Genomic DNA, 13,860 nt, shown 5'->3' with positions numbered 1-13,860 from the left:
TGCAGCATCCTCATGCTTCTGGCAGGGTCACTTGTTACGAACATCCTATGTTCCTATCTATTCGGATACTACCAAGCAGATGGGTATGATCCGCCTTCAGTGCGCGGGAGGACTTTATTGATGACGCGTGGCTACGACCTGAACCTGTTACACGCCATGAATGTGCTGATTGAGGAATCGAGCGTTACGGGTGCCGCCCAGCGTCTTCAGGTCAGCGCGGCGACAATCAGCCGCACCCTGTCCAAGATCAGGGCAACCTTCGATGATCCGATCCTTGTACAGATGGGCCGCAACATGGTGCCTACCCCGCGCGCACTCCAGATGCAGCCGCGCATCAGCCGTATCCTCGCGGGCATGCATGACCTGATGCGCAGAGACGAGGAACTGGATTTTACGGGCATAAAACCTATCTTCACGATCCGGGCCGCAGATGTCGTCGTGGGACCATTCGCGACGAAGCTGCTTCAGACCCTGCGGGGAGACTGTCCAGATGCTGCCGTTGTTTTTGCCAGTGAAACCGACGGAGACGATAGCGATGCTCTGCGGCGTGGTGCGATCGACCTGTATATCGGTGCAACCGAAAACCTCCGTCCAGAAATTATGCGACAGACACTATTCGAAAGCCGGTTTCATGCGGTCGTGCGCGCAGGCCATCCGATCCTGCTTGGTGAGATCACGCCCCAGTCCCTGGTTCAATACGACCACATCAGTGTGTCACGTCGCAGCCGGCGACATGGTCCCATTGATGACGCGCTGCAGGAAGAATTCGGCCTCAGCCGGAACGTGGCCCTTCTCGTCCCTTCGTATTACACCGCGATGCAAGGCCTGCACCGGACTGATCTGATCCTCCCGGTGCCCGATGTCGCGATGGAGCGCGACACACTGGACCGTCTTGGGTTGTACGCTTTTCCCCTTCCGCTCAAGCTCACACCCGTCAACGTCTTCCAGGCATGGCATCCCCGCCACGATTCAGATGTGGTGCATCGATGGCTGCGCCGCACAGTTCTCACTGTGACGAATGGATGGCGCAACCGCTCACATGAGACGGCCCCGGGAGGAGACGTCTTCGTTCATTAAAAAAGGTCCGATGATCTCCTCTTTAACATCTTATGGAGAATAGGCATGACTACTTCTGACGCTTCGAAAATATTCGATACAACCGGTTTTCCACTGGTCTGTCTGAATCCGGACAAAGTAGTCCCGGGTTACGCGGCAAGCTGGAAAGGCGAGATGACCGCCCTTCTGGAGCGCGACACCCCGTTTGCCCTGATTTACCCACCTGCTCCAGAAGAGGATCACGATGACAGAAAGGAGCGAGGACTCTGGCTTAAGACAAACCGCGAGCCCCTTTCCAGATTATGCAGGGTCATGATCCTGATTGAGCCCGATGCGACACGACGTTCGGCTCTGGAAGAGATGTTTCCGGGCGCGGAACGCGCATTCGGTGTTCCTCAGATGGCCACCGCGTCGAAGGCAGAAGCCGAAATCCTTGCCCACCATGTTCTGGCCAGCAGGTAGATGACCGTGGCGCGCGGCTCAGTCCCTGTTCCCGGTATGATCGGAAAGGGCCTGCACGAGCGGTCGGACGACCGCGCTTGCCGCACGAGCTGCGCGCGTGCCATCTCCCTGCTCGATTGCCCGGAATATCCGTTCATGGGCGGCGTATCCGGGTTCAGGCAGCCCATGCTCTTCCATGACGGCACGCCCTGCCTGACGCGCTGCAACAAGAAAGTATCGATAAAGTTCAACCAGGGCTTCATTATGGGTCGCTTCGGCGACCGCCAGATGAAATGCCGTATCCGCTTTGAGAAACCGATCAAGATCACCGCCCGCAGCCCACTCTCCGCGCACCTTGAGCGTTTTCTCCAGCTTCCGAATATCCCTGGCGGTCCGATGTCCTGCAGCCAGTCGGGCCGCTTCCGTTTCCAGAATGACACGCAGTTCAAAATGATCCCGGAGACTGGATCGCGTGACACGCCGCATAACTGCGGCAGGGTCAAGTTCAAAGCGGACATAAGTTCCGTCCCCCTGCCGGACTTCCAGCACGTCAGCATGGGACAGAACACGAATAGCCTCCCTCACCGTATTCCGCCCAACCTGCAACATCTCCGCAAGTTCAGTCTCTTTTGGGATACGCTCTCCGACGGGCCAGGCCCCGCTTTCGATTTTTTCCCGCATGGCATCAATCGCGCAATCGACGAGGGAACGACGGGGAAGTTGGGAAAGTAAGGTTGATTGGGACATAGGATGATTTCTAACTCAAATGCCGTCCTTTTGCTACGGCGATTTGATCTCACTTGTCGGCCACTTACGAAAAATCTAAGAAGAAAGTCACCTTTTGCGGCCCGTATAGCGACGTTCAGCTTTTATCTTTCTACAATACGTCAATGAGCATGGAGCTCATTAGTTTATTACTCAACCAATAATAAAAATCCATACCAACCACATACTACAAATATCTATATTCGTAATATGTGTTTCGTTTCGTAATTATCAAATTTTATGTTACAGAATAATTCCAAAACACACAGCTTTAAATATTGCATGCGTCTTATTGCTTGCATCAAGTTTGGAAATAAGATTTGCGACGTGAAAATTAATGGTCCGCTCGGTAACACCGAGAATCTGTGCTGCTTCGGAAGCGGTTTTGCCCTCTGCTGTCCAACGTAGGACTCTCTGTTCTGTTCGAGTAAGCCGCGGCATCTCGAGACCCCGCTGCTGCTCGGTCGTCGTAACGATAATCTGAGCATGCATGCCATGAAAAACTGATAAAATCCGCCGTGCCGCTGAATCCGTCACATCCAGTTCAATATTTGACTTACTCCAGAGCAGAAAATAGGCAGCAATCCCCGATATTACCCGTAACGGAATATATTTAATTTCTTTCAGACTCGCTATTCGGCCTTCGTATGTATGTCCTTTTTTATTTCTTACTTTAATGGCACTGTATACATTTCGAAAGCCATTTTGTTGGCTTTTAAAAAGCGGTTCGGGCGACATGGGCGAATGTGAAGCAAAATAGTCGAGTGTTTGCTCGTCCCCGTTCGTCACCGTTACAGAACGAGGAAATATTTCTGGCACACAACCTGAGGCATGATACAAGTAGCCATTGAAACCAATCGATTGAATAAAATCATCAATCACGCGTGACTCGTAAATGTTACGGTCAGAGATAGATTTAGGCATGAGATCGATCGGCCGCATGACTACTGTTCTCCATTGCTTTTAAAACATTTTAGCTCGTCATTTCGTGGTTTTAGGAAGACCCGCTCCAAGTGTTCGAATCTAATGTGAACTCTCAGTTCATATAACAAACCGTCAATGACAATTCAGTTCGTACTGTTCTGTCTGTTTGTTTGTTGGATAGCCTATCATCCCATCTATTCGGAGTCTTGTCTTTTCTCGCCCCGGTGCTGATGAAACAGACGCATGTCGGATACGGAAGTATCAGAGGTCATAGTCGGGTAGTAAAATCACCACCGAAACGCAATACTGGTCTTGAATGTCCTTCGGTTTCCGTAAAAACATCCTCCCGCCGAGAAGCATGATGACACATATTTCCGGTCGAACAGGTTGGTGCCGTTGAACATCAGGGTCCATCCATGGAGGCTGGGTGACAGGTGGGAGAGATCATAGCGCAGTGTCGTGTCGAATAGCACTACGCCGGGAACCGTAAAACTGTTGGTTTCATCGCCCGCACTTGAACCCACGTATCGGACGCCCCCACTGACGTTGATGCCCTGTAGATGTCCCCAGGTGACGGCATAGTTCGCCCAAAGTGACGCCATATGTCTGGGCACGGCATAAAGGCGCTTTCCGATCAAACTTGTATCCGGATCATGTGTAACAGTCGGATCCGTGTAGCTGTAGGACGCAATCAGTCCTAGATTGTCCGTGAGCGCCGCATGGGCTTCAAATTCGACGCCCCAGGACCGCACGCCACCGCGCTGGACGGAGTAGTAGGGATGAGCCGGGTCCGTGGTGCTGACGTGTCGTTCATTGATGTCGTAAGCAGCGATCGTCAGGAAACTGCTATAACCGACAGGCTGATATTTGATGCCGCCTTCAACCTGACTGGCCCGGGTCGGCTGGAATGCTTTCCCCTCATAATCGACGCCCACGACCGGCTGGAACGACGTCGAATAACTCACGTAGGGTGATAATCCGTTTTCAAAAAGATAGACAAGTCCGGCACGTCCGGTAAACGCTGAATCATGTTGGGTGCTTGTCGTATCGGAAAGCCGATCGAACGTCCTTATGGTAAGCCAGTCATGACGGCCTCCCAGAAGCAGGGACCAGTGACCGAGCCTGATCTGGTCCTGTATGTATCCCCCGATACGTTGTGAGTCCTGTCTTGTGCTCTGGGCCAAGGAAGGAGGCACGATGCTGGCATCATAGACGGGCGCGCTATAGTCAAGTGCCGAGACTAGCCCGTAAGCGGACTGCTGCATTGAGGATTCCGAGCGGTCATAGGTTACGCCAGCAAGAATACGGTGCTGGAGTGGTCCTGATGTCACATGCCCTTCCACACGTGTGTCAGCCACCACACCGTTGAGATCAGCACGTGACCAAGACGAGTAACGATTGAGATTTCCATTAGTGTCGTAGGGATTGGAGAAATTGACTGCAAGTCCCTTGAAACTCGTATTCAAATATTCGTAGCGAACGGTTTGCTGTAGGTTCCATCCCTGAAGAAAGTGATATTTTACCCGGTATTCCGGCATGATCTGTGTTCGGTTGTAGCCATCGTAGTTTGACTGGCTCGGATTGAATTTCGTGGAGATGCGCCCGTGCGGGCCAGGCAGAACACTCCCCTTTGCAGGGATCCAGCCTGCAAAGTTATTGTCCGGATCACGTTGGACATTCAGTACGAAATCAACGCTTACTCGTGGCGTAGCTTTCCACGTCAGCGTGGGTGTGAGAGCCAGTCGCTGCTCTTTTGCGTCCCGCATCTGCGTATCGACCCGTCGGCCCAGGCCGCTGATCCGATAGAGGAGTGTCTGATCGCCTGTGAGGGCACCGCCGACATCGAATGTGCCCTGTATCCTGTTGCGACTGCCGCTTTCGACCGCAATCTGTCGAGGGGCTGAAAGAGACGGAAGTTTGCTGTCAAGGTTGATGATGCCCCCGGGGCTGGCGTCTCCGTACATCACGGAAGCTGGGCCGCGCAGCACTTCCACCCGATCAAGAGTTGAAGGATCTACCGTTGGAATGGCCCATCCTTGACCCTGTTGTAACTGTATGCCGTCCAGAAATCCCACGTAATTGGCCGACGTTGCAAAACCACCGAACCCACGCATAAATGTTGTATCGAATATCGTGTCACTACGTGGCTCGGAATAAACTCCTGCCGTGTAGCGCAATGCCTGCGCGACGTTTTGGGTAACCTGATCATCCATCTGTTGTCGCGTGACGACGGAAATGGACTGCGGAATTTCACGGAGTGGGGTGTCCGTCTTGGTGGCGGCACTGCTGTCGAAAGCAACATATCCTTTCGCCTTGTGCTGATACTGCGCACGCACCTCGATGGTTTCTGTTTTCGGTTTTCTGTCGTGAGTTTTCTCTTCAGTGGCTTGGCCAATACAGGGTAGAGCCACACCGCATCCAAGCAGAATGCAGAAAAATGGATTGCGTCGGTCATAAAAAATATTACCAGAACGGCGCTTATGGCTCGTGTGATGGCATTCGCATATCAATTGGGTCATTGAAAATTTGTCCAACGAATTAGGTTGGATCAAACGTAAATGCGAAGCGGTCGCAGAGTCAATACATGGGATGTTTGGATGTAAGTATGTTTGGCCTTGTCTTGCCATTCGGCTACTCAGGTTCCCAGCGTGATCACGCCTCTCGAGCACACAACCAAAGAAAACTGCTACTAGAGCACGTCCACCTTATTCTGATTCATACCCTGCGGCGGTGAAGAAGTTGGCACATTCGTCACGGGAGAAAGCATCCAAGACTGATCCGGCGGCGTCCTGCGGGGCTAAGATGGTTCTTACTGCCTTGCTCCGCAAAAGGGCCTTGAACTTGGCGAACTCCATTTCGATCGGGTTGGAATCGCGACTACAAAGAGGCAGGAACTTCATCTGTGCGGCCGCTCGCTTGATGGCCTTTCGCGCGCCCGGAATCGTATGAGCGGGTAGATTGTCCAACACGCCGACATCGTCCGGGCTCAGCGTCGGCACGAGAACATGGCCGACATAGGCCTGATGAACTCATCTCGTAAAAGTTGAGAGCTTTTTCAGATCAGATTGCCTGCCTTTCGTATGCAGCAGGGTTGATGACGTCGAGCGACGAACGGCGCCGGACAGGATTATAGAAGCTGTCGATGTAACAACCGATAGTGGTCTCGGCATCCTGTCAGGCTAGTAAGATCGCCCGCCAAACAAGTTCCGATTTCAAGGTTTTGAAGAAGGTCTCGACGATGGCATTATCATAACAATAGCCCCTGCCGGACATAGAGATAAACCCTCCATGTTTCAAAAACTCACTCTGATAATCGATTGAACAATATTGTCTGTCACAGTCAGTCCTCCTTCTTGGCCGCCAGAGGATATGAACCAGATGAATCGGATTATGATAAAGCTTACATCGCTATTCCAGCGTCCCGTCGTTGCGAAAATTCCCATGCGATAGATGCGTTATTCTGAGCGACACCAGAGACCGCCTTACCGATCTGTTTTTCAATGGACAGTGTCCACGGAACAAGCTGAAACCCTAGCCCGTTGTCGATCACTGCGTACCTTCCGGATGCGAGAGCCAGGCGCTGTCGATAGACACCAGCCACGTTGTCGCCGGCATCAACCAAGTCGAACGTCTTTCCCTCTCGCCGCGCGAACTTCTCGCCAACGGCCCTCAATTCCCGGTCGCGGAGCGTAGTGAGCAAGCCACGCTCAAACCTCACGCGCGCGTCGTCCCGATGGGCGAGCCCGTCGCGCTCCAGATGATCAACACGCTGGCGCATCGCGTCACGCACCTCTGCCCCGAAGCCGCCACCCAGTGCAGGCGACTCCTTCGCGACTGCCTGCCGGTCCAGCCATGTGGCTCCTTGGGCCTCGATCTGCTGTTCCAGCGTGAAGTCCGACCGCACAGCCAGCACCACGCGCCCTCGCCCTTTTGCGTCCTCGAACCGGCGCAGTTCGACGATTGCTCCCATGGAAGCATCCGTTGTCGCCTCCAGGCTAGGGAGGTGAACGTGATGCGTACGCCCATCGATCCCATCCACCACCGCGAAAGCTGTCCCCTTCAACTCGTCATCGAGCCCGCGCCCGACCAGTTTGCCTATGACGGGATGGTCGGTTTTCTCGCCGGCCAGCACCCACGAGCATTGCGGGCGCTCGACGCCTTGCTCGGCGAGGCCGCGGTGGATCCGTTTGATGATGTCGTTGCGCTGCCCCATCTCGCGCAGCGTCGCCTCTGCGTGTTCCTCCAGCGCCCAGCGGCCCGGCTCGATCTGCTGCGCCAGCCCCAATCCTTCCAAACGCCGGAGACGACCCACCTTGAGCACCTCGAACGTATCGGGCCGGCGATCGGGCGTGGGACGCATGTCGATGATTCCATGCTCACTTGCGTCGCGCTGAAGCTGCCGATCGAGTTGTGTCCAGCGATCCGCCTCGACCTGACGCTCGACTGTACGCCGGATTTCAATGTCGTTGCGTATCCCGAGCTCGCGCGTCACGAGTTCCTGCGCACGGCCACGCATGCCTTCACGGATGTAATCGCGCGAGATCACCAGGTCCTCGCCGTCCTGCGCCTTGCCGCGCACGATGACATGGACATGGGGATGTTCGGTGTTCCAGTGATCAACGGCCGCCCAGTCGAGCTTCGTGCCGAGATCATGCTCAGCTTGCATCATAAGATCACGCGTGAAGCGCTTCAGGTCCGCCAATTCCACCGCATCATCCGGCGAGACGATGAAACGGAAATGGTGACGATCATCGGCGCAGCGCTCTGCGAAGCCTTTGGGATCAACCTCCTCCTGCTCCGGGCCGAACAGCTTTGCCTTTTCGCCGTCCTTCGTAACGCCCTCGCGGCGCAGATAACGCAGATGCGGGGTCAGCGGCGCGGCGCGTGGGCCATGCTTCACCACGCGGGCCTTGATCACCACCCCACGCGAGCGGCTGGTGAGGAAGCGGTTGGCATGCGCACTCGCGACACGCCCACGCCCGAAGGTCGAGCGGCCACTTCCGCCCGTTCCCTGACGTCCTCGGCCCATGCCTCCGGCACGCTGGGTCGCGGCCAAGGCCTGCGCGATGAAGGGACGTGCCCGCTGGGTGCCTGGAGAACGAATGCGGCCGGGCCGAACCCGGAAATCGTCGTCATTCGTCATGGAATGAGCTGCGATGTGCGCGAAACGGCGGTAAACCGCCAGAAAGTGGAGGCCGCAGGCTTCCAAGTTCCGCGCACCTCGCAGAGGGCGCCGAAAATCTGCAGAAATCCGCCACAAAACCACCCCCAACCGTGCCGCACCTCGCGGCTTTTATCCTGCCTATACGCTACCCCCTTCCCCAGTGCCCCCACCAGCCCTTCCAAACCCGGACCAGGCCGCACGTCGAGGGCGAGCATGACCGAGTGGCTCATGGTTCTTCCCTCCACTCGGCAGCGACGAAGAGTCCTGCTGGCGTGGGCGGAGCCAGACTGTCGCCGACCGCAGCCGTATCGCTCGCGACGGGATGGGCAGGCCCGGCGAAAAGACCGCCGATGGCTATAGGAGACGAGATACCCGGCAGCGGACCAAGAAGCGCCGGAGCCGTGTCGTCCCCTATCCGCCGCATGACGGAGGCAACATAAGTCTGGGTTTCATCGGGAAGCGGACGACCCGTCGCCAGATGGTCGTCATAACGTCCCGGGCCAGCGTTGTACGCGGCGAGAAACCCGGCATCACCGTACCGATCGTGCAGCCAGCGCAGATAGGCAGCACCGGCGACGATGTTGTCATGTGGGTCGAACGGATCGGCGCCGAGATTGAGTGTATGGCGCAGGTCACGCCACGTGCCGGGCATGATCTGCATCAGCCCCATTGCGCCCGCCGAGGATACGGCATGCCGATCACCGTCACTCTCGATGCGTAGCACGGCACGGATCCATGACGGCGGAATGGCAGCCTGCGAGGCGGCATCCCGCACCAGCGCGTCGATATCCTGTGCGTGCCCCGAACCGGGCGTGAGCGTGAGCGTGAGCGCGAGCCCGAACCGGGCGACCGCCAGCACACGCCTTCGACAGACAGCTGCCCCCCTCATCAGAAATCCTCCGGTATGAGCATGTCGAGCGACGGATCGTCCGGACGGGCACCGAGCATTTCGAAGGCCCAGTGACACACGGCCTCGGGCTTCGCGCCGGTCAATTCCCGACGGAGCGTAATGCTCTCCTGAACCCAGTCCCTCATGACCAGACGAGGGCTGACGACGGGACGACGCGCCGCCTTGATGATGACCGGCTCCCACGCGTAAGCGACCGGGGACGTTGCGCCTGAAGGCGGTGAAGCCCTTCACCCATGCCATCCAGCGCGCGCCCGTGGCCTCGACCAGTGGTGCCAATACCGCGATCGACGCCGGTGTCGCGGCAGTATGCAGGACCCAGCCGTCGTAGGTCGCGTCGAGATGCCGCACGAGGACCGCATGATCGACCTCCCCCGCGTAGTCCGGCTGTCCGCGATAGAGATGGGCGCAGTTGATATAAGGGGGATCGGCATAGCCGAGCCGGAGACGGGCGAGTGTCATTCCCGGCCTCCCTGGCGCTTTGTGGCGCGTGTCCAGACAAGGTTCCAGACGCGGCCGCCGCGACCGGCCTGAAACAGGGTGGCGCGGATCGGCTGGGCGAGCGAGGGATCGTCCAGCAGCACCGAGACGTATTCCCCGGCGCGTTCCCCGGTGCGGGTCCAGCCGGCCCCGATCTCCGGCGCTTCGGCACTGTCACCGAGATGGATGCGATAGTCGGGCGCGTTCTCCGCGTCTGCATTCACGGCACTTACGAAAGTCAGTTCCGCGTCGAGGGCGAGCGTGCGTAGGCGCCCGGCAAAGCCATTCGCCGTACGCGTGAAGAAACCGATCTGACTCATGGGTTGAAAACTTTCCTGTCGAGAAATGAGATGATGGAGGACAGCGTCATGGCGTCACTCCAGCGGAGGCCAGGCGCTCTTCACGGGAGCGGGACGCACCATCATCGTGGGTGGTCGTCGACCCGGATCCGTCAAATCCGGACGGGGTTCGAAACGCAGGAGCGGCGGTTCGGCGTCACCTGTGCGGAGATAGACGGGCGTGGCGCGACCGATTACCGTGTCGGTCGACAAGACACCGAAATAGCGCCCGTCGAGACTGGTCGGGACCGCCGGGTTCATGACAAAGACCTGTCCCGGGCCGAGACGGATGCAGCCACGCCAGACGGGCAACGGACGCCCCCGATGATCGATGGGTTTGGCGTCACCCGCCGCTTTGCCGTCGATGGTGACGTGCGCGCCGAGGCGGCAGACGGTCTGACCGGCTAGTGCTGCCACCGGCTTGAGCAGCGGCACGCCGAAGGGCAGATAGCCACGCGTGGCCAGCAACGTCGCGTCGCGCTCGGGCAGATGCAGCGCCACGATATCGCCGACGCGCAACGCCGGCGTGGGCGTGACCCGATAGAGGCCCACCGGCACGCTGGCTGTGGCGTTCCACACCCAGCGCGGACTGGGCGAGACACCGGTCGTCGCGAGAGTCGTGAGAGTGGCGAAATACGTGGTGAAGAGCCAGGCGCGGCGGGTCATGACGCAGCCCTCCGCCAGAGCCACGCCTCGTGGCGGGCACGGCCATAGGGCGGCGCGGGTCGGCTGGCCCGCAGCCGCGCATCGAGATCGCGCCAGTAGTCCGGACAGACGGCTCGGGGATCGAGCCCGTGTCGTTCGATGCGAGTGATGATGTCGAGCACCGCCCGGACCGGAGCATCACCGGTCTGGCGCAGCAGCCTGTCGGCAGCGCCGGTGATCCATGGCAGGACCGCGCATGGTTCGCCCGGCGGCATGGCTCGCACGATGTCGATGGACACCGTGACGGCGCCCGTGTCGCTGGCAAGCCAGCGCATCAGGGCGAACACATCGCCTGCGGCGAAACTTACGCGACGCCTGTGGCGGTCAATTCTGACGCTGGTCTCGGGGCAGCCGAACCGCAGCCACTGCTCGATGCGGGTCTCGATCCAGACCAGATCGAGCTGCGCGCCGGGGGAAAAGCGAAGATCGTTCATGACGGTTCTCCGATGGGAAAGGGAAGAATGGCGGCAAGGCGATCGCGGGCGCGTCGGGCCATCTCCGGATCGATCTCGCAGCCGACATAGCGGCGTCCGGCCAGCCGGCAGGCGACGCCGGCGGCGCCGGACCCGGCGAACCAGTCGCCCACGAGGCCGTCGGGCGGGCAGATCACCCGCACCAGCAGGCCGAGGAGTGCCACAAGCTTTTCAGTGGGATGGATGGCCCGGCCATGAGCATTGCGGAAGCGCTGCACGGAGCGGGCGAGACGCGGGCCGCCGTCGAGACTGCGGTAGGTCGAAGACGGGATCGCGCCGGTATGCGGGGGACGCTGCTTGCGACGCACGACCCATGCCCGGGCGTCACCCTGAGGCATGGAGAGGACCGAACGCCATGGACCATGCATTGAGTCGCGCGCGGTATGCATGTTCAAAGAGTCTTTATTTAGACTCTTTAGAGAGAGGCGATTTGTCATTATTTTCCAGTTCCTTATCCATGATTTTCGCATGTGATAGGCGTGGATTCGACGGTCGATAGGCGTGTCCGCTCAAAATTATCGACAGGGATACCCACAGGTTTATCCACAGAGAGGCCGCCGATTGGTCGAAAGCGCACGTGCTCCGGCCTGTTCAGGTCGGACAGTTCAATGCGATAACCGGGCAGAGTGTTGCTACGGGCCACACGTCGAAGGAGGGCCACGAATGCGACAAGCGTCTGGGTGATCCCTGTCTTGCGGTGCAGATGAGCCACCTCGAAAGCCCAGCCGTCGCGTTGCTGCCCCGCATGCCGTCGTGCGATCAGGTAGAGCAGGCGTTCGAAACCGCTGGTAAGGGTGAAATAGGCCGGGTCGAGCGCAAGCACGGCCCGGGGCGTAAGAACCGCCTCGCACAACCAGGCTGCGAGACGGATGTGAACGACACCGGCGGAGATCCGCCAGTCTTCGATCCACGGAGCGCCGGTCTGCTCATCGGTCCATTCGGACGCGCTGATGACGACGTTGGTCCGGCTAAGCCGTTCAAGGCCGTCTGGCAGACGCTCATAATATCCGCCCGACACGTCACGACCGGGAAATCGGAGGATTTCATATCGTGTTGCCTGCAGGACCGATGGGATCGGCGCGCCGCAACGCTGCGCAGCAATCATCGTTGATGTCGCCCAGATCAGGATGTCCGCATCCCAGATGGTCGCAAGCGCCATCGGGGACGAAACGAGGATGTTTTGGCTTCCCTGCCTGAAGCGCAGCGGGGCGCGGCGGCGTCCCTTCCCCAGTGCGAAGAACGCATTGGACATGAGCAGGCGCGGCATGCAGGGAGTCATGACCGCCCCCTTCCGCGCCGCGCAACACCAGCACGCATGAGAATGTAGTTTTTCGAGAAAATCGACTTTGAAATGCCATTCTCGACCCACGCTTTCAGGTCACCGATCGTGTAGGTGACGCGATTACCCAGCTTATAGAAGACGGGACCACCGCCAATTGTGCGGTATCGCTCGAGTGTCCTTGGTGAAATGCCAAGCCATTCAGCGGCCTGTGGGGTTCGCAGATGCCGGGCCGGTCTCGGCTGGGGTCTTTTTCGGACCATGACTGTTCTCCACTGAAACAGGACGTGGCGTAACGCCGCGTACTGGGGCGGAGACTGGCGAAAAAAGACGTAGGGGGTGGTGGACGAAAACAGGGGGTGTCCCAAGGAATCGTCCACCCCCCGAGCACCGAAGATGCACTACGTTCCAGACGTCAGGCGACCTTGCGCAGGACAGAACATTTTTTGATATCTGATGGAGGAATCTCGATGTTTTTAGCTGGTTTCTCTCGACGCCGGTGGCGGAAACGGGCGGCGGCCGTATTGCAGCAGGGCGAGATATTCTCCAGCAGCAAGTTGTTCACCAAGGGTCAGCAGGCGCTCGACGCGCGCACGTTGGTGAACGTCCTTCCAGATGGAACCGCTCAGGGTCTTCACTCCCGGATCCGTCAGTGCCGCGATGTCACGAGCCGTGGCCCCGGCCTGTTTGGCGGTGAGAGCCTGAAGCGCGTGGGCAAGCCGCCTGACCCTGTAACGTGTGGGCCGAAAGGTGTTGGGCAATGGACCTGCCGTCCGACCATACAGACGCTCGATGAAGCGACGCAAATGATGCAGGCGAACCCAGCAGGATTCATCAAGGGGAATCACGACGGCTGCCCGTTCGTGGCAATCATCGGAAATCCACAGCCGGAGTGGTCCACTCCGGTCCCCTACGATGACATGGAGGCCATCATCCGCGACAACCGCATTGGTCTGCGGCGCCAGGATCAGCGGTGCAAAACGTCCGGCCGCATAGATTTCAGGAGCGCGTATCAGCGCGATGATGGCGGAGAGTGCCTCCGGTGCCCAAAGCGCGGGGACGGACCACGCTGGGATCGAAGGATCAACAGGGAAATCGGAGCCCCCACTGACGTGCAAAAAGGTGCAGATTTCGCTGACGGACTACCTCGTCAGCGTCGTCGTATCTGGCAAGCGTTCGATAGCCACGGACATAATCCTGATTCAGGAAGAGAAACTCTTGTGCGAAATCAGGAAGGTCGAGCGTGAGCGCCCTGTCAAGAAATCCGGAAGTATGCCAGTCAGGTCGCGTCTGCATCGTCGGCCAATCTCCTGCCATTACAGTGACGC

At 58.3% G+C, this 13,860-nt stretch carries 15 protein-coding genes and 1 pseudogene; 2 read left to right on the top strand and 14 right to left on the bottom strand.

Translation table 11 applies throughout. The features are described from left to right. Positions 1 to 120: 120 nt before the first annotated feature. Positions 121 to 1,077, top strand: coding sequence for a LysR family transcriptional regulator (locus GLX_RS11920; RefSeq protein ID WP_025825766.1), 957 nt, complete (start codon positions 121 to 123; stop codon positions 1,075 to 1,077). A gap of 45 nt (positions 1,078 to 1,122) precedes the next feature. After that, the gene (locus GLX_RS11915) at positions 1,123 to 1,518 is read left to right on the top strand and encodes a hypothetical protein (RefSeq protein ID WP_014106197.1); all 396 of its coding nucleotides are present in this window, start codon (positions 1,123 to 1,125) and stop codon (positions 1,516 to 1,518) included. Positions 1,519 to 1,536: 18 nt separating this feature from the next. Here the strand turns inward: GLX_RS11915 and GLX_RS17425 are convergent, their stop codons facing one another. From GLX_RS17425 to GLX_RS19375, 14 genes and pseudogenes are all read right to left on the bottom strand, one after another. Then, positions 1,537 to 2,178 (bottom strand): FadR/GntR family transcriptional regulator, encoded by a 642-nt coding sequence (locus GLX_RS17425; protein ID WP_231850336.1) that lies wholly within the window; start codon positions 2,176 to 2,178, stop codon positions 1,537 to 1,539. A 327-nt stretch (positions 2,179 to 2,505) separates the two neighbouring features. Then, positions 2,506 to 3,204 carry a LuxR C-terminal-related transcriptional regulator gene (locus tag GLX_RS17420; RefSeq protein WP_014106195.1) on the bottom strand — a complete coding sequence of 233 codons (699 nt, stop codon included), beginning with the start codon at positions 3,202 to 3,204 and terminating at the stop codon, positions 2,506 to 2,508. A gap of 269 nt (positions 3,205 to 3,473) precedes the next feature. Next, on the bottom strand, positions 3,474 to 5,705 hold the full coding sequence (locus tag GLX_RS17415; protein ID WP_158309233.1) for a TonB-dependent siderophore receptor: 2,232 nt from the start codon (positions 5,703 to 5,705) through the stop codon (positions 3,474 to 3,476). A gap of 186 nt (positions 5,706 to 5,891) precedes the next feature. Then, a pseudogene (locus GLX_RS11895) lies at positions 5,892 to 6,194 on the bottom strand (transposase); the annotation flags it as partial. Between the two features lie 392 nt (positions 6,195 to 6,586). Then, on the bottom strand, positions 6,587 to 8,329 hold the full coding sequence (locus GLX_RS11890) for a relaxase/mobilization nuclease domain-containing protein (RefSeq protein ID WP_014106193.1): 1,743 nt from the start codon (positions 8,327 to 8,329) through the stop codon (positions 6,587 to 6,589). A 247-nt stretch (positions 8,330 to 8,576) separates the two neighbouring features. Continuing rightward, positions 8,577 to 9,239, bottom strand: a complete 663-nt coding sequence (locus GLX_RS11880) for a lytic transglycosylase domain-containing protein (RefSeq protein WP_081477901.1) — start codon at positions 9,237 to 9,239, stop codon at positions 8,577 to 8,579. Between the two features lie 476 nt (positions 9,240 to 9,715). Further along, positions 9,716 to 10,057 (bottom strand): DUF736 domain-containing protein, encoded by a 342-nt coding sequence (locus GLX_RS11870; RefSeq protein WP_014106191.1) that lies wholly within the window; start codon positions 10,055 to 10,057, stop codon positions 9,716 to 9,718. Positions 10,058 to 10,111: 54 nt separating this feature from the next. Continuing rightward, a complete protein-coding gene (locus tag GLX_RS11865) occupies positions 10,112 to 10,741 on the bottom strand; it encodes a S26 family signal peptidase (RefSeq protein WP_014106190.1) in 630 nt (209 codons plus the stop codon). After that, the gene (locus tag GLX_RS11860; RefSeq protein ID WP_014106189.1) at positions 10,738 to 11,214 is read right to left on the bottom strand and encodes a DUF2840 domain-containing protein; all 477 of its coding nucleotides are present in this window, start codon (positions 11,212 to 11,214) and stop codon (positions 10,738 to 10,740) included. The genes GLX_RS11865 and GLX_RS11860 overlap by 4 nt, the downstream gene beginning before the upstream one ends. Continuing rightward, complete coding sequence (locus GLX_RS11855; protein ID WP_014106188.1) at positions 11,211 to 11,690, bottom strand: DNA methylase N-4/N-6; 480 nt, start codon at positions 11,688 to 11,690, stop codon at positions 11,211 to 11,213. The genes GLX_RS11860 and GLX_RS11855 overlap by 4 nt, the downstream gene beginning before the upstream one ends. A gap of 14 nt (positions 11,691 to 11,704) precedes the next feature. Further along, the gene (locus tag GLX_RS11850) at positions 11,705 to 12,520 is read right to left on the bottom strand and encodes a replication initiator protein A (protein WP_048851148.1); all 816 of its coding nucleotides are present in this window, start codon (positions 12,518 to 12,520) and stop codon (positions 11,705 to 11,707) included. A gap of 8 nt (positions 12,521 to 12,528) precedes the next feature. Next, positions 12,529 to 12,795, bottom strand: coding sequence for a helix-turn-helix transcriptional regulator (locus tag GLX_RS17410; RefSeq protein WP_081477936.1), 267 nt, complete (start codon positions 12,793 to 12,795; stop codon positions 12,529 to 12,531). 213 nt (positions 12,796 to 13,008) lie between these two features. Next, positions 13,009 to 13,650 carry a DUF2285 domain-containing protein gene (locus GLX_RS11845; protein WP_014106186.1) on the bottom strand — a complete coding sequence of 214 codons (642 nt, stop codon included), beginning with the start codon at positions 13,648 to 13,650 and terminating at the stop codon, positions 13,009 to 13,011. Further along, a complete protein-coding gene (locus GLX_RS19375; protein ID WP_219811425.1) occupies positions 13,616 to 13,828 on the bottom strand; it encodes a transcriptional regulator domain-containing protein in 213 nt (70 codons plus the stop codon). The genes GLX_RS11845 and GLX_RS19375 overlap by 35 nt, the downstream gene beginning before the upstream one ends. Positions 13,829 to 13,860: the final 32 nt, after the last annotated feature.

This window comes from Komagataeibacter medellinensis NBRC 3288, from assembly GCF_000182745.2.
GTDB classification, from domain to species: Bacteria; Pseudomonadota; Alphaproteobacteria; order Acetobacterales; family Acetobacteraceae; genus Komagataeibacter; species Komagataeibacter medellinensis.
This window is presented reverse-complemented; position numbering and strand designations above follow the sequence as displayed.

Coding starts and splice junctions, on each gene's coding strand:
- GLX_RS11920 (WP_025825766.1), top strand. CDS start 121: ATGACGCGTGGCTACGACCTGAACCTGTTACACGCCATGAATGTGCTG.
- GLX_RS11915 (WP_014106197.1), top strand. CDS start 1,123: ATGACTACTTCTGACGCTTCGAAAATATTCGATACAACCGGTTTTCCA.
- GLX_RS17425 (WP_231850336.1), bottom strand. CDS start 2,178: ATGCGGGAAAAAATCGAAAGCGGGGCCTGGCCCGTCGGAGAGCGTATC.
- GLX_RS17420 (WP_014106195.1), bottom strand. CDS start 3,204: ATGCGGCCGATCGATCTCATGCCTAAATCTATCTCTGACCGTAACATT.
- GLX_RS17415 (WP_158309233.1), bottom strand. CDS start 5,705: ATGACCCAATTGATATGCGAATGCCATCACACGAGCCATAAGCGCCGT.
- GLX_RS11890 (WP_014106193.1), bottom strand. CDS start 8,329: ATGACGAATGACGACGATTTCCGGGTTCGGCCCGGCCGCATTCGTTCT.
- GLX_RS11880 (WP_081477901.1), bottom strand. CDS start 9,239: ATGAGGGGGGCAGCTGTCTGTCGAAGGCGTGTGCTGGCGGTCGCCCGG.
- GLX_RS11870 (WP_014106191.1), bottom strand. CDS start 10,057: ATGAGTCAGATCGGTTTCTTCACGCGTACGGCGAATGGCTTTGCCGGG.
- GLX_RS11865 (WP_014106190.1), bottom strand. CDS start 10,741: ATGACCCGCCGCGCCTGGCTCTTCACCACGTATTTCGCCACTCTCACG.
- GLX_RS11860 (WP_014106189.1), bottom strand. CDS start 11,214: ATGAACGATCTTCGCTTTTCCCCCGGCGCGCAGCTCGATCTGGTCTGG.
- GLX_RS11855 (WP_014106188.1), bottom strand. CDS start 11,690: ATGACAAATCGCCTCTCTCTAAAGAGTCTAAATAAAGACTCTTTGAAC.
- GLX_RS11850 (WP_048851148.1), bottom strand. CDS start 12,520: ATGCCGCGCCTGCTCATGTCCAATGCGTTCTTCGCACTGGGGAAGGGA.
- GLX_RS17410 (WP_081477936.1), bottom strand. CDS start 12,795: ATGGTCCGAAAAAGACCCCAGCCGAGACCGGCCCGGCATCTGCGAACC.
- GLX_RS19375 (WP_219811425.1), bottom strand. CDS start 13,828: ATGCAGACGCGACCTGACTGGCATACTTCCGGATTTCTTGACAGGGCG.